This window comes from Pseudomonas sp. BF-B-15, from assembly GCF_019946675.1.
GTDB classification, from domain to species: domain Bacteria; phylum Pseudomonadota; class Gammaproteobacteria; order Pseudomonadales; family Pseudomonadaceae; genus Aquipseudomonas; species Aquipseudomonas migulae.
In genome coordinates, this window is the sequence record NZ_JAGYFZ010000059.1 from 1 (window position 1) to 23,364 (window position 23,364).

Annotated in this window: 24 protein-coding genes and 1 pseudogene; 9 read left to right on the plus strand and 16 right to left on the minus strand. The window is 60.2% G+C overall.

What is annotated here, in order from left to right:
• Together KGA97_RS18785 and cfaB are read left to right on the plus strand one after the other, a co-directional pair.
• Positions 1-311: pseudogene (locus tag KGA97_RS18785) on the plus strand (cation-transporting P-type ATPase); the annotation flags it as partial.
• A 190-nt stretch (positions 312-501) separates the two neighbouring features.
• Positions 502-1,686, plus strand: coding sequence for a C17 cyclopropane fatty acid synthase CfaB (gene cfaB / locus KGA97_RS18790; protein ID WP_223481268.1), 1,185 nt, complete (start codon positions 502-504; stop codon positions 1,684-1,686).
• On the opposite strand, the gene cls is transcribed toward cfaB, so the two are convergent.
• On the minus strand, positions 1,683-3,122 hold the full coding sequence (gene cls, locus KGA97_RS18795; RefSeq protein WP_223481269.1) for a cardiolipin synthase: 1,440 nt from the start codon (positions 3,120-3,122) through the stop codon (positions 1,683-1,685). The two genes, cfaB and cls, sit on opposite strands and share 4 nt — an antisense overlap.
• Before the next feature lie 132 nt (positions 3,123-3,254).
• Between cls and KGA97_RS18805 the strand changes: the two genes are divergently transcribed.
• Entirely contained in the window at positions 3,255-3,776 is a 522-nt protein-coding gene (locus tag KGA97_RS18805) for a DUF3617 domain-containing protein (RefSeq protein WP_008041357.1), read from the plus strand.
• A gap of 79 nt (positions 3,777-3,855) precedes the next feature.
• Here KGA97_RS18805 and KGA97_RS18810 read toward each other — a convergent pair whose 3' ends face one another.
• The 7 genes from KGA97_RS18810 to folE2 are packed head-to-tail and all read right to left on the minus strand — an operon-like array spanning position 3,856 to position 9,995.
• Positions 3,856-4,761, minus strand: coding sequence for a His/Gly/Thr/Pro-type tRNA ligase C-terminal domain-containing protein (locus KGA97_RS18810; protein ID WP_008041356.1), 906 nt, complete (start codon positions 4,759-4,761; stop codon positions 3,856-3,858).
• Positions 4,762-4,783: 22 nt separating this feature from the next.
• Positions 4,784-6,121 (minus strand): dihydroorotase, encoded by a 1,338-nt coding sequence (locus KGA97_RS18815; RefSeq protein WP_223415538.1) that lies wholly within the window; start codon positions 6,119-6,121, stop codon positions 4,784-4,786.
• A gap of 2 nt (positions 6,122-6,123) precedes the next feature.
• On the minus strand, positions 6,124-6,684 hold the full coding sequence (locus KGA97_RS18820) for a DapH/DapD/GlmU-related protein (RefSeq protein WP_223450098.1): 561 nt from the start codon (positions 6,682-6,684) through the stop codon (positions 6,124-6,126).
• Positions 6,681-7,556 carry a metal ABC transporter substrate-binding protein gene (locus KGA97_RS18825; protein WP_192228161.1) on the minus strand — a complete coding sequence of 292 codons (876 nt, stop codon included), beginning with the start codon at positions 7,554-7,556 and terminating at the stop codon, positions 6,681-6,683. The genes KGA97_RS18820 and KGA97_RS18825 overlap by 4 nt, the downstream gene beginning before the upstream one ends.
• Before the next feature lie 11 nt (positions 7,557-7,567).
• Positions 7,568-8,434 carry a metal ABC transporter permease gene (locus tag KGA97_RS18830; protein ID WP_008041350.1) on the minus strand — a complete coding sequence of 289 codons (867 nt, stop codon included), beginning with the start codon at positions 8,432-8,434 and terminating at the stop codon, positions 7,568-7,570.
• Positions 8,434-9,102, minus strand: coding sequence for a metal ABC transporter ATP-binding protein (locus KGA97_RS18835; protein WP_008041347.1), 669 nt, complete (start codon positions 9,100-9,102; stop codon positions 8,434-8,436). Before KGA97_RS18835 ends, KGA97_RS18830 begins: the two co-directional genes overlap by 1 nt.
• Positions 9,099-9,995 (minus strand): GTP cyclohydrolase FolE2, encoded by an 897-nt coding sequence (gene folE2 / locus KGA97_RS18840; RefSeq protein ID WP_223481270.1) that lies wholly within the window; start codon positions 9,993-9,995, stop codon positions 9,099-9,101. The genes KGA97_RS18835 and folE2 overlap by 4 nt, the downstream gene beginning before the upstream one ends.
• 85 nt (positions 9,996-10,080) lie before the next feature.
• Between folE2 and KGA97_RS18845 the strand changes: the two genes are divergently transcribed.
• Positions 10,081-11,277: an N-acetylmuramoyl-L-alanine amidase gene (locus tag KGA97_RS18845; RefSeq protein ID WP_223481271.1), complete on the plus strand. Its 1,197-nt coding sequence runs from the start codon at positions 10,081-10,083 to the stop codon at positions 11,275-11,277.
• Here the strand turns inward: KGA97_RS18845 and KGA97_RS18850 are convergent.
• Complete coding sequence (locus tag KGA97_RS18850) at positions 11,274-11,651, minus strand: hypothetical protein (protein WP_008041342.1); 378 nt, start codon at positions 11,649-11,651, stop codon at positions 11,274-11,276. The genes KGA97_RS18845 and KGA97_RS18850 overlap by 4 nt on opposite strands.
• Before the next feature lie 144 nt (positions 11,652-11,795).
• Here KGA97_RS18850 and zigA point away from each other — a divergent pair, with 144 nt between their 5' ends.
• Together zigA and KGA97_RS18860 are read left to right on the plus strand one after the other, a co-directional pair.
• Positions 11,796-13,004, plus strand: a complete 1,209-nt coding sequence (gene zigA / locus KGA97_RS18855; RefSeq protein WP_223481272.1) for a zinc metallochaperone GTPase ZigA — start codon at positions 11,796-11,798, stop codon at positions 13,002-13,004.
• Entirely contained in the window at positions 13,004-13,654 is a 651-nt protein-coding gene (locus KGA97_RS18860) for a DUF1826 domain-containing protein (protein ID WP_223481273.1), read from the plus strand. The genes zigA and KGA97_RS18860 overlap by 1 nt, the downstream gene beginning before the upstream one ends.
• 4 nt (positions 13,655-13,658) lie before the next feature.
• Here the strand turns inward: KGA97_RS18860 and KGA97_RS18865 are convergent, their stop codons facing one another.
• Positions 13,659-14,015, minus strand: coding sequence for a hypothetical protein (locus KGA97_RS18865; protein ID WP_008027465.1), 357 nt, complete (start codon positions 14,013-14,015; stop codon positions 13,659-13,661).
• Between the two features lie 27 nt (positions 14,016-14,042).
• Here KGA97_RS18865 and KGA97_RS18870 point away from each other — a divergent pair, with 27 nt between their 5' ends.
• Positions 14,043-15,008: a CobW family GTP-binding protein gene (locus tag KGA97_RS18870; protein WP_223481274.1), complete on the plus strand. Its 966-nt coding sequence runs from the start codon at positions 14,043-14,045 to the stop codon at positions 15,006-15,008.
• Here KGA97_RS18870 and KGA97_RS18875 read toward each other — a convergent pair.
• Positions 15,005-15,418 (minus strand): DUF3301 domain-containing protein, encoded by a 414-nt coding sequence (locus KGA97_RS18875; protein ID WP_008027461.1) that lies wholly within the window; start codon positions 15,416-15,418, stop codon positions 15,005-15,007. The two genes, KGA97_RS18870 and KGA97_RS18875, sit on opposite strands and share 4 nt — an antisense overlap.
• Before the next feature lie 120 nt (positions 15,419-15,538).
• Here KGA97_RS18875 and pdxY point away from each other — a divergent pair, with 120 nt between their 5' ends.
• On the plus strand, positions 15,539-16,411 hold the full coding sequence (gene pdxY, locus KGA97_RS18880; protein WP_008041336.1) for a pyridoxal kinase PdxY: 873 nt from the start codon (positions 15,539-15,541) through the stop codon (positions 16,409-16,411).
• A 107-nt stretch (positions 16,412-16,518) separates the two neighbouring features.
• Here pdxY and KGA97_RS18885 read toward each other — a convergent pair whose 3' ends face one another.
• Positions 16,519-17,001: an acyl-CoA thioesterase gene (locus KGA97_RS18885; protein ID WP_008027457.1), complete on the minus strand. Its 483-nt coding sequence runs from the start codon at positions 16,999-17,001 to the stop codon at positions 16,519-16,521.
• A 201-nt stretch (positions 17,002-17,202) separates the two neighbouring features.
• On the opposite strand from KGA97_RS18885, the gene KGA97_RS18890 reads away from it, so the two are divergent.
• Entirely contained in the window at positions 17,203-18,966 is a 1,764-nt protein-coding gene (locus KGA97_RS18890) for a cation:proton antiporter (protein ID WP_008027455.1), read from the plus strand.
• 21 nt (positions 18,967-18,987) lie between these two features.
• Here KGA97_RS18890 and KGA97_RS18895 read toward each other — a convergent pair whose 3' ends face one another.
• From KGA97_RS18895 to uvrD, 4 genes are all read right to left on the minus strand, one after another.
• Positions 18,988-19,395, minus strand: a complete 408-nt coding sequence (locus tag KGA97_RS18895; RefSeq protein ID WP_003187120.1) for an SMI1/KNR4 family protein — start codon at positions 19,393-19,395, stop codon at positions 18,988-18,990.
• 137 nt (positions 19,396-19,532) lie between these two features.
• Entirely contained in the window at positions 19,533-20,405 is an 873-nt protein-coding gene (locus KGA97_RS18900; RefSeq protein WP_192229995.1) for a Tim44 domain-containing protein, read from the minus strand.
• 178 nt (positions 20,406-20,583) lie between these two features.
• Positions 20,584-21,024, minus strand: a complete 441-nt coding sequence (locus KGA97_RS18905; RefSeq protein ID WP_007934436.1) for an EamA family transporter — start codon at positions 21,022-21,024, stop codon at positions 20,584-20,586.
• A 156-nt stretch (positions 21,025-21,180) separates the two neighbouring features.
• Entirely contained in the window at positions 21,181-23,364 is a 2,184-nt protein-coding gene (gene uvrD, locus KGA97_RS18910) for a DNA helicase II (RefSeq protein ID WP_008027451.1), read from the minus strand.

Consider the following 23,364-nt stretch of genomic DNA (forward strand, 5'->3'; position numbering starts at 1 on the left):
CTATGGGGGCGGGCGGTGCGGATATTGCCTTGGCTTCAGCCGATATCGTGCTGATCGGCAGCGACCTGCGTCGGCTCGGCACTTGCGTACGTTTGAGTCGCCAATGCCGGCAGACCTTGCAGGTCAACGTGATCATCGGTCTGGGCTGGACACTGGCAATTGTTGCTTTCGCTGCCTTCGGCTGGCTCGGTGCGGCAGGGGCGATGATTGCTGCGCTGCTGCATAACCTGAGCACGTTGCTGGTATTGGGCAACGCCGGACGGCTGCTGCGTTTCCAGGAGCCGTTGCTCAAGATGAAGGATGACGTCTAAGCGATGTGAACATTTCAGAACTGTGCGCGAAATTCGCAGTCATCTAGTGTGAGGGCAATCACTTCTGTGATTTTGCGGCGCTTGTTTCAAGCGCTGCAAATCATAGAAGACGGCTATTAAATCGATAGCCTGCTATTTTTCAAGGATGGTCTACCCTCACATCAGACGTCTGAAACAAGGGGGATATTCCATGCTCGCGCAACTTCCACCGGCCTTACAGAATCTGCAGTTACCGCTACGCCTGCGACTCTGGGACGGCCATGAATTTAATCTGGGGCCGACGCCCAGCGTCACGATTGTGGTCAAGGACCCACAAATGGTTACCCAGTTGACTCATCCCAGCCTCGATGCGCTCGGAGCGGCATTCGTCGAGGGCAAACTTGAGCTGGAAGGCTCCATCAGCGAGGTGATCCGCGTCGTTGATGAATGGAGTCAGGCCTTGCTGGGCGACCTCGACAGTCAGCCTGTTCGCACCGCCCACGACAAGGAAACCGACGCCAAGGCGATTTCCTATCACTACGACCTGTCCAACGCGTTTTATCAGCTGTGGCTCGACAGTGACATGGCGTATTCCTGCGCCTATTTCGAGACCGGCAGCGAAACGCTTGAGCAGGCCCAGCAAGCCAAGTTCCGCCACCTGTGTCGCAAACTACGCCTGCAACCTGGCGAGTATCTGCTGGATGTAGGTTGTGGCTGGGGCGGTTTGGCGCGCTATGCGGCGCGGGAGTTTGGCGCGAAGGTATTCGGGATCACACTGAGCAAAGCGCAACTGGCCCTGGCCCGTGAGCGGGTGAAGGAGGAAGGCCTCGACGATCTGGTCGAGCTGCAACTGCTTGATTACCGCGATCTGCCTCAAGACGGGCGCTTCGATAAAGTGGTCAGCGTCGGCATGTTCGAGCATGTGGGGCACGAGAACCTGGCCGAGTACTGCAATACCCTGTTCGGCGCGGTGAAAGAGGGCGGCCTGGTGATGAACCACGGCATCACCGCCAAGCACACCGATGGCCGGCCAGTGGGACGCGGCGCGGGTGATTTTATCGAGAAGTACGTGTTCCCCAACGGCGAGCTGCCGCACCTGTCGATGATCTCTGCCGAGATCAGCGAAGCGGGGCTGGAGATCGTCGATGTCGAGAGTTTGCGCCTGCACTACGCGCGCACCCTGGACCATTGGAGCGAGCGCCTGGAGGACAACCTGGAAGCGGCCGCCCGGCAGGTGCCGGAGCAGGCCTTGCGAATCTGGCGGCTGTACCTGGCGGGATGTGCTTATGCATTCGCCCGGGGCTGGATCAACTTGCACCAGATCCTCGCAGTGAAAGCCCACCCCGATGGCAGCCATGAACTGCCCTGGACCCGCGACGACATCTACAACCCTTAAAGTATCGGTGAAATAAGCCGGGCGATCCGCATGCCGACCTGTTGCAGGCGGTGGGTCTCCCGGCTTTCTTCTTTGGCGACTTCATGCGCCTGGTCGAAGTCGTCGTTGAGCATCTGTTCCACCTCGCCGGCAAACACTCGGTCGACAGTCAGCAACATCACTTCAAAATTCAGCCGGAACGAGCGGTTGTCCATATTGGCGCTGCCGATGGCGCTGATTTCGCTGTCGATCAACACCACTTTCTGATGCAGGAAACCGGGCTGGTAGCGAAATACCCGCACACCGGCGCGCACGGCTTCGAAGGCATACAGGCTGGAGGCGGCGTAGACGATGCGGTGATCCGGTCGTGAAGGAAGCAGCAATCGCACATCCACGCCGCGCAGAACCGCCAGCCTCAAGGCGGCAAACACCGCTTCATCGGGGATGAAGTAGGGGCTGGTAATCCACACCCGCTCGGTCGCCGCGTGAATGGCTTCGACGAAGAATAACGAACAGGTTTCGTAGGAATCTGCCGGTCCGCTGGCAAGCAATTGGCAGAGCACACCGTTGTCCGGATACGCGTCCGGCAGTATTAACGGCGGCAAGGAGCGCGCTGCCCAAAACCAGTCTTCGGCGAAGGACTCCTGCATGCACGCCACCACCGGCCCGCGCACCCGCACGTGGGTATCGCGCCAAGGGGCGAGGGGTGGTTTCTCGCCCATGTATTCGTCGCCTACGTTATGCCCGCCAACGAAGCCCAACACGCCGTCCACCACGACGATCTTGCGATGGTTGCGGAAGTTGACCTGAAAGCGATTGAGCCAGCCGCTACGCGTCGCGAAGGCTTTGACCTCGACACCGGCATCGCGCAACGGCTGCACATAACTGTGGGGCAGGGAGTGGCTGCCGATGCGGTCGTACAGTAAATAAACGGCGACGCCTTCGGCAGCTTTTTTCAGCAACAAGGTTTGCAGGCGTTGGCCCAGACGGTCGTCGTGGATGATGAAAAACTGGATCAGCACGGCTTCCTTAGCCTGGCTGATGGCCTCGAAGATCGCCTCGAAAGTGGCGTGGCCGTTGATCAGCAGGCTGACTTCGTTGTTCGCCAGGCAGGGCATGCGGCCCAGTTTTGGCATCGCCCTCAATGATGCGTAGGCGTTGGAGGCACGGGCGGTCAGTGCTTCTTCGATCCACGGGCGCCAGTTCAAATCGGAGATGGCCTTGCGCATTTCCTCGTTGGCCTGTCGCCGTGCCTTGATGTAGCCATCGAAGGTGCTGCGGCCGAAGACCAGATAGGGAATGAGCGTGAAGTAGGGAATGAACAGCAGCGACAAGGCCCAGGCGATCGAGCCCTGAGCGGTCCGAACGGTCAACACGGCATGAATGGCGGCGATCATGCCTAACGAGTGCAGCAGGGCGATCAGGTAACCGAAAATGTGCGGTCCAAAGTAATCCATGGGGGCAGCCTTGCTCCTGAAGATTCAGTGCTTAACAGACCATGTTCCGTGCAGAATGTCGCTATTTAATTGGCCCATGAACCGAAGCCCGTGGCTGACGTCTAACGGCCACTATCGATCAGGAGTTACTCAATGAACGTTCGTCTGCTGGGTTTGGCCGTAGCTTTAGGTTTAGCACTTCCGGTGGCCGCTCAGGCGCAGATGCTGCAGCCGGGTTTGTGGGAATTGACCTCGAGCAACATGAAGGTCGATGACCAGAACATGCCGGATCTGCAACTGATCCTCGGCCAGATACAGAGCCAAATGACGCCTGAACAGCGCGCGCAGCTGGAGAAGCAGGGCATCACCATGGGCGGCAAGGGGATCCGGGCTTGCCTGACGCCGGAGCAAGTGAAGACCGACAACATTCCGCTGACGGATCCGCAATCGGGCTGCAAGCAGGAAATCACCGAGCGCACCGGTAACCAGTGGAAATTCCGCTTCAGTTGCCCGAAAGCGCAGGGTGCGGGTGTGGCCACATTCCTCAGTGATCGTGAGTTCACCACCAAGGTCAATGGCACGTTCAACGCCACCGGCATTCAGCAGAAGGGTAGCCTTGATACTCGCGCGGTGTGGTTGGGGCAGGATTGTGGAACAGTGAAGCCAAGGGCTTAAAAGCTTCGCGGGCAAGCCTCGCTCCTACGGGGACGGTGTGAATCCTGTAGGAGCGAGGCTTGCCCGCGAAGGCGTCATTTCAGGCACCCGCAATCCCCGTTGATCTCAGCCAATCACACACCGCCTCAATGGCCATCCGGCCAAAATCCTCCCCGGTGCGACTGCGCACGCTGACAAACCCGCCTTCTTTTTCTTTCTCCCCGATTACAACGAGATACGGCACTTGCTGGCTGTGTTCGCGAATCTTGTGGCGGACCTTCTCGTTGCGCAGGTCCGCACGGGCGCGTACGCCGCTTCGGCGCAAGGCCTCGGTCACCCACTGTGCGTAATCCGTTTGGCGATCATCCATGCTCACGACCATCACGTGCGGCGGTGCCCGCCAGTCGTCCAGTTCCTCCTGGCAAGACCAGCACGTGCCATAGATCCGCTGTGGCGCAAGGCCGCTGATGTGATCGAGCGCGAATGCCTGCAACACTCTGGTTGCCGGAGCATGCGGGCCCATCGACACACATTCGAAGTCCCCGAGCAGGTAGGTCGCAAGTTTTTCCATGTACTTGGAGCGCGGTGACGGCTCGCGCCGGCGGATCGAATGATTGGTCGCCGCCAGGGTCTTCATGCGCGCTTCGATGCCCGCAAGGTCGTCCAGGTTTAACGGTCGTTCAAAGGCAAACTCATAATAGAACCCGTCACCCAGCGCCGATCCGGTCTGCAATTGCGCTTTTGGATAGAGCTGTTTCACGGCCATCGCCAGCATCAATGCGCAGGAGCGGCGCAGTATCTCCAGGCCATCGGGTTCTTGAGGCGTCACGATGCTGACCCGGGCATCGGCTTCGATCAAGAACTGACAGTCCACCAATACGCCGTCCACCCGGCCGGCGACGGCTGCTTTGGCAAGCCCGGGACCAATGCTCGCGGCGAACTCGTACACCGACAACGGTTGGTCGTATTCACGCAATGAACCATCGCTCAGAGTGATGTGGATCATGTCGGTGCTCTCGAGTGCTGCACTAGCGTGTAAACCGTAGCGGTAAACCCTGGCAGCTGTCATTAAGACATTTGTCGTGCCACGCCATTTGCCCCGATACCAACGTAGTGCTCACGCTGTGGCGAAAGCGTCGTTGCGCGAAGGGCGTCCAGCCGCATTGAGACAGGATCGGCTGTTGGGAGACGGCAACGCCACCAGGTTCGGGTTTGATCAACACCAGGTCGGCCCAATACCCTTCGCGCAAATAGCCTCGGTCGGGAATCGCAAACAGATCGGCGACACGGTGACTGGTCTTGGCCACAAGGGTGGTGATCGGTAGAACGTCATCCGCCACCAACTCCAGCAGGGCGGGCAGGGCGTGTTGCACCAATGGCAAGCCGGACGGTGCCTGGCAGTAGGGACGTTGCTTTTCGTCCCAGGTGTGAGGCGCGTGATCGCTGCCGATGACGTCCAGTCGATCACTCATCAGGGCCCGGCGCAAGGTGTCTCGGTCGGCCTGAGTCTTGATCGCCGGGTTGCATTTGATCAAGTTGCCGAGCGTTGCGTAGTCGCGATCGTCGAAGAGCAGGTGGTGCAGACAGACTTCGGCGGTAATGCGTTTTTGTGTCAGTGGCTTGTCTTCGAACAACGCCAGTTCGCGGGCGGTGGTCAGGTGCAACACGTGTAGCCGGGTGCCATGCCGCTTGGCCAGATCCACGGCCATCGAGGACGAACGGAAGCAGGCCTCGGCATTGCGGATCAGCGGATGGGCTGCTGCGGGAATGTGCTCGCCGAACAGCTCTCGCAGGTTCACCGCATTGGCGTCGATGCTGGGCGTGTGTTCGCAGTGGGCCAACAGAATCGTCGGCACCTCGGCGAATAGCCGCTCCAGGACCTTGGGATCGTCTACCAGCATGTTGCCCGTGGACGCGCCCATGAACACTTTTACACCGGCCACTTCGCAAGGATTGAGCGCGGCGACGGTGTCGAGATTGTCGTTGCTCACGCCGAAGTGAAAACCGTAGTTGGCCACCGAATTGATCGCTGCGCGGCGCTTCTTGTCGGCCAATGCTGCCAGCGTCAGGGTCGCCGGATTCGTGTTGGGCATGTCCATGAAACTGGTGATGCCGCCGGCCACCGCAGCTCGCGATTCGGTGTAGAAACTGCCCTTGTCGGGCGAGCCGGGATCGCGGAAGTGCACCTGATCATCGATCATTCCAGGCAACAACCACTGGCCGTCAGCATCGATTTCGACGGCAGCATTTTCCCCTTCGATGCTGCTCGCGATCTTGACGATGCGACCATGGCCGACCAACAGATCACCATCGAACTCACGTCCTTCATTCACCATCCGGGCATTGCGAATCAGCACGTTGTTCATGGTCAGAACTCGTTTTGCAGGGCTTTGTAGCCGCGCACCAGATCGACGTTGGTGCGCGCCACGTCTTCGGAAAACTCCGAGGCGCTGACGCTCACCGGCGGGAATTGCGACAGGTCAGTCTTGGGCCCGATGCGGGTGGTAGAGGGCACGTAGAAGTCGGCAGGCAAGTCGCGACCGTCGACCACCGAGTTGTGCCGCACCACGCAGCCATCACCGACGGCGCAGTTGAACAGCACGCTGTTGAACCCGATGAACACCCGGTCGCCCACGGAGCACGGTCCATGAACGATGGAGCGGTGGGCGATCGAGCTGAACTCGCCGATCGTCACCGCCGCACCGGACTTGGAGTGGATCACCACGCCGTCCTGGATGTTCGAGTTGGCGCCAATGGTGATCGGCTCCATCTCACCGGAGGCGTCGACTTCGTCCGCGCGAATCACCGCGTAGGGGCCGACGAATACGTTCTCGCCGATCACCACTTTGCCGCAGATGATCGCGGTCTTATCGACGTAGGCGGACTCCGCAATCAGCGGCAAATCACCTGAGGGATTCTTGCGGATCATGGCTTGCTCAACGCCTCGTACAAGGTGTTGAGGTTGTACTCGAACAACCCGGTAAAGGTGCTCGCCGGACCGCTGGCGGCGAGCGCATCGGAGTACAGCGTGCCGCCAATGTGTGCACCGCTTTCATCGGCAATCTGCTTGAGCAGGCGGGCATCCTTGATGTTCTCCATGAACACCGCTTTGACCTTGGCCTGGCGAATCTGGGTGATCAGCGCAGCGACTTCGGCGGCGGAAGGTTCGCGCTCGGTGGACAGACCTTGCGGCGCCATGAAGTCGATGCCATAGGCCTGACCGAGATAACCGAATGCGTCGTGGGACGTCACGATCTTGCGGTTGCCCGGTGGCAGCGAACCGAGCTTGGCTTTGGCTTCGGCGAGCAGCGCGTAGATCTGTTTCAGGTAGGCCTGGCTGTTGCGTACATAGTCGGCTTTGTTCGCCGGGTCGGCGGCGATCAGCGCCTTGGTGATGTTGCTGATGTACAGCTCGGTGTTCGCCAGGTTGTGCCAGGCGTGAGGGTCGGGGACGGTCTCGCCATCTTCATCCAGCGAGCGTGGGATGACGCCGTGGCTCGCGCTGATGACCGGGGCTTTGGTCTCGGTGCTGGTCACCAGGCGGTCCAGCCACGGCTCGAAACCCAAGCCGTTTTTGATGATGAGTCTGGCCTTGAGCAATGCCTTGGCATCGTCCGGAGTCGGCTCATAGGTGTGAGCATCGGCATCGGGGCCGACCATGTTGGTGATCTGGATGTGCTCGCCACCGACCTGATGGGTCATGTCGGCGAGGATGCTGAAGCTGGTGACCACCTGCAGTTTTTCCGCCGCAGACAACGACATCGACAGCATCAAACTGAACAGCACGAGTAAAGCGCGCATCGGGAAACACCTCATTGGGATGTGAGCAAGGGCGGGCGGCGCAGCAAGCCGTGCACCGGTCCGAACACCACGGACAGCAAATACCCACCGCCAGCCACCAGCACGATCGCCGGGCCGCTGGGCAGCGAGTAATAGAACGACAGCAACAAGCCGAGCCACACCGAGAGGCAGCCAAGCAGCCCGGCGATGGCCATCAACACGGGCAAGCGTCGGCTCCAGAAACGCGACGCGGCGGCGGGCAACATCATCAGACCGACGACCATCAACGCACCGATGGCTTGAAATCCGATCACCAGATTCAGCACCACCAATGTCAGGAATACGCCGTGTGCCAGCGGACCAAGACGGCTGACGGTTTGCAGAAACAGTGGGTCGAGGGTGTCCAGCAACAACGGTTTGTAGATGAGTGCCATGGCGATAAGGCTGAGCCCTGAGACCCACAACATGCCGGTCAACGTCGGACCGTCGACCGCCAACGCCGAGCCAAAAAGCAGGTGCAGCAGGTCCAGGCGTTTACCGGCGATGCCGAGGATCAGCACGCCGCTGGCGAGGGAGATTGGGTAGATCGCAGCGAGGCTCGCGTCTTCTCTCAGACCTGTGCGGCGGGTGATCCATGCCGCGAGCCCGGCCATGCTCAGGCCCGCACCGAGGCCGCCGAAGGTCAATGCCGGCAAGCTCAGCCCGGCAAACCAGAAGCCGAGCGCGGCGCCGGGCAGAATGCCGTGAGCGACCGCGTCGCCGATCAGACTCATGCGTCGCAGAATCAGAAACACCCCGAGCGGTGCCGTGCTGCAGGCCAACACCAATCCACCGAGCAGTGCCCGGCGCATGAACACGAACTCGTGGAACGGTTGCCAAAGATGGGCAGCGGCGAGCATCAGGCCACCTGCGTCTGTGGTTGTTGGCGGATAAGCTCGGTGCTTGAGCCGAGGACGCAGCCGCTGCTTTTGATCAGCAGCGTTTGAGGAATGTGTTGGCGCACGGCGGCGAGGTCATGACACACGACCACCAGGGTTCGACCTTCGGCGTGCCAGGCGTGGATGTTTCTCCACAGCAGTGATTGACCGAGTTCGTCGAGGGCGGCGTGAGGTTCATCGAGCAACAGCAAGGGCGCTTCGGCGAGGCTCAATCGGGCGAGCAGGGCGCGCTGCAATTCGCCGCCGGAGAGGGCCATCAATGGGCGCTGCTCCAGACCGGTCAGGCACCAGTTTTCTAGTGCGGCTTTAAGGCGTTGACTTCGGACGTCGGGGGATTGCTTGCTGCCCCAGAAACCCGCGGCGACCAACTCTTGCAGACTGATCGGGAATTGCCGGTCGAGGTGCTGTTGCTGGGGAAGGAACGAGAGTGAGCCTTTGCGTGGAACATCCAGGATCACTTTGCCGGTCAGTGGTTTTTGCAGGCCGGCGATGACTTTCAGCAGGCTGCTTTTGCCTGAGCCGTTGGCGCCGATCACGGCGGTCAGGCTGCCTTGGTTCAGTTCGAAATCTACCGGTGGCGTGAGCGGTTGGCCCGGTGCACCCCAGCGCAACGCCTCGCAGCGAATCATGCGGCCTCCCAATTCCATCGGCTTTCGGCGACGGCGTCGTGGGCGTGCAGGCTCTCGGCGTGGACGACTTTCAAGTGGAAGGCATTGATGCCGGGCGAGCGCCTCAACGCCAGATTCAAACGGCGAGCGGCGTCTTCGCAGAACATCAGGTTTTGACCATTGGCCAGCGCGAAGGCTTGTTCGTCGGCACGCTTTACCGCGGTTTGCACGGCGGTGCCGAGTGCGGCTTCGGCGTCGTTGATTAGCGCAATCAGTGGCAGGTCATCGAGATAATCATCGAGACGCAGCCTTAGCTGCGCATTGCTGCGTTGGCTGTGAGGCGTGGCAACGATGCCTTTTGTGGTGCCGAGCCAAGCCAAAACATCGGCGTGTTGCAGTGGCTGGTTGGCAAAGTCGTCGACGAATTGCTGCTGAATCAACTGCCGCGCCAGTGCAGCTGAACAGGGGCAAGTTGAGGAATAGGGGATGTCGATGTTTAGTTCCACGTGGAACATCGCGTTTTTCAAACGCGCATTGATGCTGACTGGATAGGATTTCCAACCGGACAATGGACTGATCAGCGCTGGCCGTTTGAGCAGCAAATCTGCGTGAATGTTCAGGTAAGCGCTGTGGGATAGACCTTCATGGGTATCAAGAAATCGCTGCAAGACACGCCGCAACAGGGCGGGTGTCAGCCGTTCCTGTTCGAGCATTTCCAGCGCCAGGTACAGCCGCGACATATGAATGCCGCGCGCTTCTCCATCGTCGAGGCTCACGCCCGCATCGGCCTTCGCGCTCAATCGTTGGCCATCGAACAAAACTGGAAGAGCAATGCCGCACATGCCCACCCATTCAAGTGGCAGGGCTTGGCGTGAGGCCTGCGCGGCGATATCCGGCAGAGTCAGCGCATTCATGAGCAGGTCCATCGTGGAAGTCGGTTCGACATGTTATGTTATTACATTAAAATCGACTACGCCTTTTTCACGAGCGGCTTTCACCATGCACAGACGTCACTTGCTCAACTTGATCCTGGCCAGCGCGGCCTTCGCATTGCCCTTCGGTGTTGGCGCCACGCAAATTCGCAACGCGCGGCTCTGGCGCTCGGATGACAAGCTGCGCCTGGTGTTCGATCTGAGCGGGCCGGTGCAGTACAAAACCTTTTCACTGAGCGCGCCTGAGCGGCTGATCATTGACCTCAGTGGCGCCGACCTCAGTGGCGACTTCAGCCAGCTGGTGCTTGGCAACACGGTGATTCGCTCGATCCGCTCCGGGCACTTTGGTCAGGGCGATACGCGGATCGTTCTCGACCTCAGCGGCCCGGTGCAGCTCAACAGCTTTTTGTTGCCGCCGCAGGACGGGCAGGGTCATCGGCTGGTGCTCGACCTGAAGACAGCGGCACCCTTGCAAATAGCCGCCGCGCCCGTGACAGCCATCGACAAGGCTCACCCGAAACGGGACATCATCGTGGTGGTCGACCCCGGTCATGGCGGCAAAGACCCGGGCGCGGTCGGTGCCAAAGGTGAACGTGAGAAAGACGTGGTGCTGTCCATCGCTCAGCTGCTGGCCAAACGGCTGAAACGGGAGAAGGGCTTCGACGTGAAACTGGTGCGCAACGACGACTTCTTCGTCCCGCTGCGCAAGCGCGTGGAGATCGCCCGCAAACACAACGCCGATATGTTCATCTCGGTGCATGCCGATGCGGCGCCGCGTCTCACGGCTTCTGGCGCGTCGGTGTATTGCTTGTCTGAGGGCGGAGCGACGTCGGCCACGGCGCGCTTCATGGCGCAGCGAGAGAACGGCGCGGACCTGCTGGGCGCCACCAGCCTGCTCAATCTCAAGGACAAGGACCCGATGCTGGCCGGGGTGATTCTCGACATGTCGATGAACGCCACCCTCGCCGCGAGTTTGCAGTTGGGCAGCACCGTGCTCGGCAGTCTGGCGGGCATCACCACGTTGCATCAGAAGCGCGTGGAGCAGGCAGGATTTGCCGTGCTGAAATCGCCGGACGTGCCGTCGATCCTGGTGGAAACCGGCTTCATTTCCAACGCTCGCGACAGTCAGCGGCTGGTCACGGCGCGGCATCAGCAGGCCGTGGCTGACGGATTGTTCGAAGGATTACAGCGCTACTTCCAGAAGAATCCGCCGGTCAACAGTTACATCGCCTGGCAACAAGAACAGCATAAAGCGCAGGCCTAGCAGCCGGTGATCCGGCTGCAAGTGAACCTGGCACTGCTGCCACCGGAACTGGAAAACCGGTTGATGGTGGTCCAGCCAACCCGACGGTTGTAGCCCACCCAGGCTTCGCCGTCGGAAGCGATCCCTGTGAAGAATGTCAGTTGCCCGTAGCGACTGTTGGTTTGCGCCCAATAGCGCTTGCCCGCCCGTTCGAAGCCTCGCAAGTAGATCGTGCTGCCGACGGTGTTGACGCTGTAAGCGTTGCCGTCGGCATCCACGCAGGCCAGCAGGTTAGCGCTGCGGGTGCAGCTGGCCAGGCTCGGGATTTGCGCCCAGGCGTCTACGGCGAGCAGCAACGAAACGCTTATCAGCGTTAATTTCAAGGCAGTGCGCATGGGGGTTCTCTCGGGGCGAACGGGCTTCAGCATCCTGCCCTTTGTCACTGCCGGCAAGAGGGGAGTGGTTTAATTGCATTGTTATACTATAACATTGAATTAAGCCCGACACTGCGACCGGGCATCTCCTGTGAGGACTACCTGATGCCCAATCGTCTCCCCGTGACCGTTTTGTCGGGCTTTCTCGGCGCCGGCAAAAGCACGCTGCTCAACTACGTGCTGCGTAACCGCGACAACCTGCGAGTCGCCGTGATCGTCAACGACATGAGCGAAATCAACATCGATGGCAGCGAAGTTCAGCGTGATGTCACCCTGAACCGCGCCGAAGAAAAACTCGTGGCAATGAGCAACGGCTGCATCTGCTGCACCTTGCGCGAAGACCTGCTCGAAGAAGTCAGCCAACTCGCCAGGGACGGCCGCTTCGATTACTTGCTGATCGAATCCACCGGCATTTCGGAACCCCTTCCCGTGGCGGAAACCTTCACTTTCCGCGACGAAGAAGGGCAAAGCCTGGCCGACATCGCACGTCTCGACACCATGGTCACTGTGGTCGATGGCATGAACTTTCTGCTCGATTATCAGGCCGCCGAAAGCCTCGCCTCTCGTGGCGAAACCCTTGGCGAAGAGGACGAGCGCTCGATCACCGACCTATTGATCGAGCAAATCGAATTCGCCGACGTGATCCTGATCAGCAAGATCGATTTGATCAGCAGCCGCGAGCGTCAGGAGCTGATCGCGATCCTCGAACGATTGAACTCGCAAGCCGAAATCATCCCGATGGTCATGGGCGAAATCCCGCTGAAAAAGATCCTCAACACCGGTCGTTTCGACTTTGAAAAAGCGGCACAGGCGCCAGGCTGGTTGCAGGAGCTTCGCGGTGAACACGTGCCGGAAACCGAGGAATACGGCATCGCTTCCACGGCGTATCGAGCACGCAGGCCGTTTCATCCACAGCGCTTTTTCAGCTTCATCGACCGTCCGTGGGTAAATGGCAAATTGCTGCGCTCGAAAGGTTTTTTCTGGCTCGCGAGCAAACCCATGGACGCGGGCAGTTGGTCTCAGGCGGGCGGTTTGATGCGCCATGGTTTTGCCGGCCGCTGGTGGCGTTTCGTGCCGAAAACCCAATGGCCGCAGGACGAAGAAAGCACCGCCGGGATCATGGAAAACTGGACCGCCGCCACTGGCGATTGCCGGCAGGAACTGGTGTTCATTGGCCAGAACATCGACTTCAACTTACTCACTGCGGAACTCGACGACTGCCTGCTGAGTGATGAAGAAATGGCGTCCGGCGTCGAGGGCTGGCGATTGTTGCCCGATCCGTTCGGCCCCTGGCATGAAGAGGACGCCGCGTGATGCTGGCGCCGACCTTGAAGTTACGACCGGTCATTTGCCAGGTTCAGGGTGAGACGCCGCAAGCCCTCGCGCGAATTCTGGACGACGGCGTGAACCTCGCCATTTGGCAGCGCCGACTCCCGGTGCACATCGCCGATTTCGGCCGTTTGTTGCTGTCCCTGAACGAGCCATTGGCCGAGTCGCTGGTTTTGGAAATGCCCGCTGACGACACCGAGCCCAATCTGCAGGGACTGGCCTCGGGCTTCAACGATCTTGAAGGCTACGAAGGCTTCATCGCCGACGTTTCCTGGTTGGTCAGCGCATTCGCCTGTCTGTTGGGCGCCAAGCGTATCGGCGTGCGTCTACGGGTTCTGGACAAAGCCATGTGCCCGCGTTTTCACGTCGATCATGTGCCCGTGCGCTTGATCACCACGTACGCCGGAATCGGCAGCGAATGGCTGAAGGAAGGGGCGATGGATCGCCGCCAATTGAGCAAACCCGAAGCCGAACCCACGGATGATTCGCTGATCCAGCACATCGCCAGCGGTTACGTGGCTTTACTCAAGGGCGAGAAATGGCACGGCAACGAAGGCTTTGGCCTGATCCACCGCTCGCCGCAACCCGCGCCGGGCGAGCGCCGTTTGATCCTGACCCTCGACTGGTTGGGTTAGCGGATCAAGGCTTGAGCCAGTTGCCTTGGCTCTGGCCTTCGCAAAACGGCTTCAGGTACGCCGCGTCAGTGGCCACGCCGTAATAGTGAATATCCTGCCGGTAAGGCATATTGGCGACTTGGGCGTTGCTGCACACACCGAATGCGCCGCCGGGGCATTGGTCGACGTATTGCACGTCGACTTTCTGGCCTGCAAGGTTGGGCTGGCAGAACCCGTCGGCGAAGAGCTTTTCCGGGATGTTGCGGTTCTGCTGGCAGACTTTCACGTCGAGTCGCTCAGCCGTGCTATGTACTACGCAAGCCTGGGCCAGCGCCTCGCCGCAAACCAGCGCCAGAAGCAACGTCCAGCCAATCAACCGCATCCTTTACCTCCTCAGAAAACACCGACCATGTTGCAGAACATTCCCACGCACGTCATTGCCGGTCCATTGGGTGCAGGCAAGACCAGTTTGATCAAGCATCTGTTGGCGCAGCGGCCGGCGAACGAGCGCTGGGCGGTGTTGATCAACGAGTTCGGCCAGATCGGCCTAGACGCTGCGTTGCTGACCCGGGACGCCGATGGTATCGCACTGGGCGAAGTGGCCGGGGGCTGTTTGTGTTGCGTCAATGGTGCGCCGTTTCAGATTGGCCTCGGACGTTTGCTGCGCAAGGCGCGGCCGGATCGGTTGTTTATCGAGCCGTCCGGGCTGGGCCATCCGGCGCAGTTGCTCAGGCAACTGCAAGAGGCGCCGTGGTTGGGTGTGCTGGCCGTCCAGCCCAGCGTGCTGGTGCTGGATGCCCAAGCGCTGGCGGCCGGCAAACCGCTGCCTGTGACGCAGCAGGAGGCGTTGGGCAGCGCCGGGTTGTTGCTGCTGAACAAGTCGGAAAACCTCGACACGAGCGATCGTCAGCGAATCGTTGCGCAGTTGCCGGCGCGTCGCGTGTACTGGACGCAACAGGCGCGGTTGCCATTGAGCGAGTTGCCCGGCCTGGAGGCGAAGGCTGTGGCGGGTGTGGATAACTTCATCCAACCCAAAGGAATGGCGCAGATGCCGACCGTCTGGACCGATCCCGAGGTGCCGATTTGCTTGAGTCAGGAGCAGGAGGGGGGCTGGAGCATTGGCTGGCGCTGGCATCCGAGCCAGACATTCGATTCCGCGCGCGTTGGCCGATGGCTTGAAAGCCTTGCCTGGCGGCGGGCGAAGCTGGTTATCCACAGCAGCGACGGCTGGGTTTCAGCGAATGCCCTGGATAACTCGACGCTGGATTGGCAGCCCAGCGAATGGCGTCGGGATTCACGGATCGAGCTGATCTTCAGCGAGCCGCAGGAGGTTGATTCATTGCAGAGCGCACTGGCCGACTGTCGGTTGAATTAAGGACGCCATTTTGTGTGTTCTTGCCGCCACTGACTAAGCTCAATCACTTCAGCGCGAGGCTTCGCCACGTCGACCACCGGAGGCGTGTCGTCGAACGGCATCGGGTAGGGCGCCAGTTCGATCTGCGCGCTGTGGGCGCCGAACTGGGTGATGGTGCCGTTGTGGCGGGTTTCACCGGTCACCGTGAATTCGAAGTTATACACGCGGGCCAGGCGTCGCCGCCCGTTGGCATCCTTGATGAAGGCGATTTTTTTCAGCGCCACGTTGCCGTCCAGCAACTCGATGCCGAGCTTGACGCAGTGCAGCTTGACCCGCTCCAGCGCACGCTCGCGCAAGCCATGGTTGTGCCACAGCCACGCGCCGCCAGTGGCGAGCAGCATCAACACGAAGATATTTCCGAGGGTCAGCATCAACAGGGTGCTCCAACTAGATAGTGTCAGCTTAACTGCGTCGCCGGCCTGTCGTACAGGCTGCGTTTAGTCGCATACTGCGCGGCTTGAATTTCAATCGGTTTACGGAAAACTCACCGCATGAAACGTACGCCCCATCTGCTCGCCATTCAGTCCCACGTGGTGTTCGGCCACGCTGGCAACAGCGCCGCGGTTTTCCCGATGCAGCGGGTCGGGGTGAATGTCTGGCCGCTCAATACCGTGCAGTTCTCCAACCACACCCAATACGGGCAATGGGCGGGCGACGTGCTGGCACCGCAGCAGATTCCCGAATTGGTCGAAGGCATCGCAGCAATTGGCGAGCTGGGCAATTGCGATGCGGTGTTGTCCGGTTACCTCGGCAGTGCCGCCCAGGGCCGGGCGATCCTGACGGGCGTGGCGCGGATCAAGTCGATGAATCCCAAGGCACTGTATCTGTGCGACCCGGTGATGGGCCATCCAGAGAAGGGGTGCAGCGTGCCGGCTGAAGTCAGCGATTTTCTGCTGGAGGAAGCGGCAGCCATGGCGGACTTCATGTGCCCGAACCAACTTGAGCTGGACAGCTTCTCGGGCCGCAAGCCGCAGTCGCTGTTCGATTGCCTGGCCATGGCGAAAGCGTTGCTGGCACGCGGTCCGCAGGCGGTGCTGGTCAAGCATCTGGCCTATCCCGGCAAACCGGAGGATGTGTTCGAGATGTTGCTGGTGACAAGCGAAGGCAGCTGGCACCTGCGACGTCCAATGCTGGCGTTTCCGCGTCAGCCGGTGGGCGTTGGCGACCTGACATCCGGCCTGTTTCTGGCGCGTGTACTGCTGGGCGACAGCCTGGTGGCGGCGTTCGAATTTGCTGCGTCGGCGGTGCATGAAGTGCTGCTGGAGACCCAGGCGTGCGCCAGTTACGAGTTGGAGCTGGTGCGGGCGCAGGACCGGATTGCGCATCCGCGCGTACGGTTTGAAGCCACCGCGATCAGCCTTTAAAAGCTTCGCGGGCAAGCCTCGCTCCTACAGTTTGTATGCGATCCCTGTAGGAGCGAGCGGTGCGGCGATCCGACTTGCCCGCGAATGCGATTTAACGGCCAAATGTATCAGGCGTCGCCCTTGATCTCCTGATACCGCTTTTCCAGCTCCTGACGAATCTGCCGACGCTGCTGGGCCTGCATGTAGCGGCGTTTGTCTTCGCTGTTCTGTGGTTGCAGCGGCGGTACGGCGGCCGGTTTGCGGTCGTCATCCACCGCAACCATGGTGAAGAAGCAGCTGTTGGTGTGGCGCACCGAGCGCTCGCGGATGTTTTCGGTCACCACCTTGATGCCGACCTCCATGGAGGTGTTGCCGGTGTAGTTGACCGACGCCAGGAAGGTCACCAGTTCGCCGACATGGATCGGCTCGCGAAAAATCACCTGATCCACCGACAGGGTCACCACGTAGCGGCCGGCATAGCGGCTGGCGCAGGCGTAGGCCACTTCGTCCAGGTACTTGAGCAAGGTGCCGCCGTGGACATTGCCAGAGAAGTTGGCCATGTCGGGAGTCATCAGTACCGTCATCGACAGCTGGGCGTTTCCGGGTTCCATAACGTTCTCACGGTTCAAGGCAGGTTTCGGAGGAGTGCACCTCTGCGGGTGCCTGTTCGGTTTTTTCAAACCACAGTTATCGGGACGCCGGGCGGGTGATCGCCGTCACGCCGGATCGATCTGTTTCCATATATTGCACCGCCTTTCTGACGGAAGTCGCGGTGTTAACCTCCGAAAGTCGACCTTAAGGAGCCCCACGCCATGCATGCCATCAGTTTTATTCAGGATCTGGCAGTGATCATGCTGGTCGCAGGCGTGGTGACCGTACTGTTTCACCGCCTCAAACAACCGGTCGTCCTCGGCTACATCGTCGCCGGGTTCATCATCGGCCCGCACACGCCACCCTTCGGCCTGATCCACGACGAAGAAACCATCAAGACCCTCGCCGAACTCGGGGTGATTTTCCTGATGTTCTGCCTGGGCCTGGAGTTCAGCCTGCGCAAACTGTTCAAGGTCGGCGCCACGGCGTTTATCGCGGCGTTCCTGGAAATCGTGCTGATGATCTGGATCGGCTACGAAATCGGCCGCTGGTTCGACTGGAACACCATGGACTCGCTGTTCCTCGGCGCGATCCTGGCCATCTCATCGACCACCATCATCGTCAAGGCGCTCAATGACCTGAAGATGAAAAACGAGCGTTTTGCGCAGCTGATTTTCGGCGTATTGATCGTCGAGGACATCCTCGGCATCGGCATCATCGCCTTGCTGTCGAGCATCGCGGTCAGTGGCACGGTCAGTTCCGGCGAAGTGTTTTCCACGGTCGGCAAGCTCTCGCTGTTCATGATCGTCGCGCTGGTAATCGGGATTCTGCTGGTGCCGCGCCTGCTGGCCTACGTGGCCAAATTCGAAAGCAACGAGATGCTGCTGATCACCGTGCTGGGCCTGTGTTTCGGCTTCTGCCTGTTGGTGGTCAAGCTTGAATACAGCATGGTGCTCGGCGCGTTCCTGATTGGCGCGATCATGGCCGAGTCGCGGCAATTGCTGAAGATCGAGCGCCTGATCGAGCCGGTTCGCGACCTGTTCAGTGCGATCTTCTTCGTCGCCATCGGGCTGATGCTCGACCCGATGATCCTGCTGCAATACGCCTGGCCAATCGCAGTCATTACCGTCGCTGTGGTGCTCGGCAAAATGCTGTCCTGTGGCCTCGGTGCCTTTATCGCCGGCAATGACGGACGCACCTCACTGCGCGTGGGGATGGGGCTTTCGCAGATTGGCGAATTTTCTTTCATCATCGCGGCACTGGGGATGACCCTGCAGGTCACCAGCAACTTCCTCTACCCGGTCGCCGTGGCGGTGTCGGTGATTACCACGTTACTGACGCCGTATCTGATCCGCGCCGCTGATCCGCTATCGATCAAACTGGCTGGCGTGATGCCGCAGCGGTTGGGTCGCGTATTGGGGATGTATGGTGAATGGCTGCGCAGCATCCAGCCTCAAGGCGAGGGTGCGCTACTGGCGTCGATGATCCGGAGGATTCTGTTGCAGGTGGGGGTCAATCTGGCGCTGGTGATTGCGATTTTTTTCTCGGGCGCTTTTTTTGCCGAGCGAATGTCTCCCTATTTGCAGGACTGGATCAGCGACCCGAGCTGGCAGAAGGCGTTGATCTGGGGAGGGGCATTGCTGTTGTCGCTGCCGTTCCTCATCGCCGCCTATCGCAAGCTCAAGGCGCTGTCGATGTTGTTGGCGGAGATGGGCGTGAAACCGGAGATGGCCGGCCGTCACACGCAGCGAGTGCGTCGGGTGATCGCCGAGGTGATCCCGATCCTTTCGCTGTTGGTGATCTTCCTGCTGTTGGCAGCCTTGTCGGCCAGTATTCTGCCGACCAACAAGTTGCTGGTGTTGATTGTCGTGGTCGCGGCCGCCGTGGCGGCGCTGCTCTGGCGCTGGTTCATCCGCGTGCACACGCGGATGCAGGTGGCCTTGCTGGAAACCCTGGACAATCACAAGGAATCTTCGGGGCATTGACCACGCGGCGCGTCAGACGGCTCAGCTTTCCAGCCAGACGTCTCGTGCCCAGTGCCACACCGATTCCCAGGTTTCTTCGGCGATCAGCTCTTCTTCGGCTTGCCACAGCACTACAGTGCCGTCTTCTTCGACGCAGTAGTAGTCGTCACCGTCCTGGCAGATCGGGATCAGGCTGCGATCGACACCGGCGTCCCAGGCGTTGGCGGCAACGTCCGGCAGGTAGGTGTGGGATTGCGGGTCGGTGACGGTCACCGGCTCCAGGCTGCCGTAGACCACGTCGCTGACGGTCAGCAAAAATTCTCTGAAAACAAATGGGATGTCGATGAACAGTTGTTCTTCGATTTCGACCAGCAGATCTTCGTCGGGCAGCTCCAAGGGGACCGGTACCGGTTCGTTGGCTTCACGCAGTTGTTCGATGATTTCTTCCACGTCCGGGATCCTCTTGCTTGTATGGCGCGGTTTAGTTGGGGCGGTTTATACAGTAGCTCGCTATAGATGCAACCGTGAAATAGAAAACCCCGGCCGAGGCCGGGGTTTTTGTTGCGACACATTTAACGCAGGTCGGTTCAGCCGTTCTGGCGGATACCGGCAACCAGCCAAGGCTGGTTCTCACCCTGTGGACGTTCCATGTTCCAGCTTTCGCTGAACACTTCGCCCTGGTCGAAACGCGAGGTTTTCGACACGCCGCTGAAGGTCAGGGTGGCGATGGTCTTGTCGGCGCGATCATCGACGCCATCCAGTTGAACATTGAGGTTATCAATGTAGGTGGACTGGAAGCCCTCACCCAGATCGGCACGTTCGCGCTTGAGGAACTCAAGCAGCTGCGGGGTCACGAACTCGGCGATCTTGTCCATTTCGTTGGCGTCCCAGTGTTGCTGCAGGGACTGGAAGTGGTTGCGGGCCGCTTCAATGAAGTTCTTTTCATTGAACCAGGCTGGCGCGTTGATGACCGGACGAGCGGCAGCCGGAGCGGCCGAACCACCGAAGATCGAACCCATGGCGCTTGGCTTCTGCTCGAACACTTCACGCTGCATCGGTGCGCCAGCCGGAGCCAGGTGCTCCTGTTGCTTGCGACGACGAGCGGCGATGAAACGGAAGACCAGGAAGGCAATGACGGCCATGATCAGGATGTCGAAGATCTGCATGCCTTCGAAGCCGCCGCCCATGAACATGGAAGCCAGCAGGCCACCGGCCGCGATACCGGCCAGAGGGCCGAGCCAGCGCGAAGCACCGCCGGCCTTGGCGGCAGCGCCAGCGGCACCGGCCGCGCCCGCAGTGGCAGCAGCGCCACCTGCAGCAGAAGAAGGAGCCATTTGGCTGGTCTGGTGAGTCGGCGCAGCGCCGGAGCTCTTGCCGCCACCAAAGCGCTTGGCGTTGGCGTCGAGGCTCATCGTCAGGCCGATGCACAACGCCATGGCGATGCTAAGAAAACGTTTCATAAAGGGAATTCCCATTTGTGGATGGCACGCGCGCCATGTTGCACAGCTGAAGTGTTACTGGCTAGCGGCAGAGTGTTTCGGGCTTTTGCCTGACAGGTCGTGTTCAGCTTCAGTCAGGGCAATAAGGCCTGTTAACTTTGGTCCGTAGGACGAGTGGATAGGTTCTGTAGGAAGGGGCCTAGCGTCGTAGCGCAAGCATGACCACACCGGCCGTGATCAGGCCGATTCCGCCCCATTGGCGCAGGTCGAGTTTTTCACCCAGCAGGATCACGCCGAGCACCGCCACCAGCACCACACTGAGTTTGTCCACCGGAGCGACCAGCGAGGCCGGCCCCAGTTTCAATGCGCGGAAGTAGCAGATCCACGAGGCACCAGTGGCCAGTCCCGACAGCAGCAGGAACAGGTAGCTCCTGGCCGAGATCGATCCTAATGACTGATATTGGCCCGTGGCGTACAAAATCAAGGCCAGGCTGACCAACACCACCACGGTGCGCAGCAACGTGGCGAAGTCGGAGTTGACGTTTTCGATGCCGATTTTGGCAAAGATCGCGGTCATGGCGGCAAAAGCTGCCGACATCAGGGCCCAGAATGTCCAGGAAGAAAAGAAACCTGAGCCCATGGTTCGCGCCTTTATAAGATCAACCTGCCGAGGTGGATTAACCACAAACCCCTGTGGGAGCGAGCCTGCTCGCGATAGCCGCACCACGGTTTTCCGGATAAACCGCGGCGCCCTCAATCGCGAGCAGGCTCGCTCCTACAGAAAAGCCGATAACCCTTAGATCGCTTCCAGTTTGGCGTAGCCCAGCATCAGCCACTTGCTGCCTTCGCTGAAGTTCACCTGCACCCGGGCCTGCGCGCCGGCACCTTCGAAGTTCAGGATCACGCCATCGCCAAACACCGAATGCCGTACGGTCTGACCGAGGCTGAACCCGGTGTCGGGAATCTCGCTGCCGCCAAACAGGCTGCTGGAACTCTGCTGCTGGCCGCCGCCAAACGGGCGACTGACACTGTTGGACAGGCGCACTTCCTGAATCAGGCCTTTCGGCACTTCACGTACGAAACGCGAGACCTTGTTGTAGGTTTCGCTGCCATACAGACGTCGGGTTTCAGCATAGGTCATCACCAGGTTCTGCATCGCCCGGGTAATGCCGACGTAGGCCAAACGGCGCTCTTCCTCAAGGCGCCCCGGCTCTTCCAGGCTCATCTTGTGCGGGAACAGGCCTTCTTCCATGCCCACCAGGAACACGTAAGGGAATTCCAGGCCTTTGGCGCTGTGCAACGTCATCAGCTGAATGCTGTCTTCGTGCTCATCGGCCTGAGTGTCACCCGCCTCCAGCGACGCATGACCGAGGAACGCCGCCAGTGGGGTCAGGTCCTCGTCTTCTTCAGCGTTCTCGAAGTTGCGTGCGGCGCTGACCAGTTCCTCAAGGTTTTCTACCCGGGCCTGGCCTTTTTCGCCTTTTTCCGCTTCGTGATAGGCAATCAGTCCGGACTGCTCGATGACGGTCTGGGTCATCAGGTGCAGCGGCATTTCCATGCACTTGGCGGCGAGGTTCTCGATCAGCTCGATAAACGCGCCAAGCGCACCCGCTGCGCGACCGGTCAGGCCTTTATTGGCGACCAGCAGGCGCATGGCTTCCCACATCGACACATCACTGTGGCGCGCATGGTCGCGAATCGCTTCAACGGTTTTCTCGCCGATGCCGCGTGCCGGAACGTTGATCACCCGCTCCAGCGCCGCATCGTTGCCCCGGCCTTCCAGCAAGCGCAGGTAAGCCATGGCGTTCTTGATTTCAGCCCGCTCGAAGAAGCGCTGACCGCCATAGATGCGGTACGGGATGCGCTCGCGCAGCAAGGCTTCTTCCAAAACGCGGGATTGGGCGTTGGAGCGGTACAAAATCGCGATATCGCTGCGAGCCAAGCCGGTTTTCAGCGCGCTTTCGATGGTTTCCACCACGTAGCGTGCTTCATCGTGTTCGTTGAACGCCGCGTACAGATTGATCGCTTCGCCTTCGCCGCCGTCGGTCCACAGCTCCTTGCCCATGCGCCCGGTGTTGTTGGCGATCAGGGCGTTGGCTGCCTTGAGGATGCCGGCGGTGGAGCGGTAGTTCTGCTCCAGACGAATGGTCTCTGCGTCCGGGAAATCGTCGGAGTACTGATAGATGTTCTCGATTTTCGCGCCGCGCCAGCCGTAGATCGACTGGTCGTCGTCGCCCACCACCATCAGGCTGTCGCCACCCTTGGCCAACAGTCGCAGCCAGGCGTACTGCACGGCGTTGGTGTCCTGGAACTCGTCCACCAGGATGTGCCGGAAGCGCTTCTGATAGTGCGCCAGCAAACCCGGGTGATCGCGCCACAAGTCGAGGGCGCGCAGCAGCAATTCGGAGAAATCGATCACGCCAGCGCGCAGGCACGCGGCCTCGTAGGCCTCATAAATGCTGCGCATGGTGGCCAGGAACAGGTCGCCGCTGGCTTGAATGTGTTGCGGACGCAGACCTTCGTCTTTCTGCCCGTTGATGAACCACTGCGCCTGACGGGCCGGCCAGCGTTGCTCGTCCAGCCCCAATTCGCGAATAACGCGTTTGACCAGACGTTGCTGGTCGTCGCTGTCGAGAATCTGGAAGGTCTGGCTCAGGCCGGCTTCCTGCCAGTGCGCCCGCAGCAAGCGGTGCGCCAGGCCGTGGAAAGTGCCGACCCACATGCCGGCCGGGTTAATACCCATCAACTGCTCGATGCGATGACGCATCTCGGCAGCGGCCTTGTTGGTGAAGGTCACCGACAGGATTGAGTGGGGCGAGGCGTTTTCGACCTGGATCAACCAGGCGATACGGTGCACCAGCACTCGGGTTTTACCGGAACCAGCACCGGCCAGGACCAACTGACGACCCACGGAGGCAGCTACGGCCTGGCGTTGGGCATCGTTGAGGGAGTTCAGCAGAAGGGAGAGATCATCGCGCAT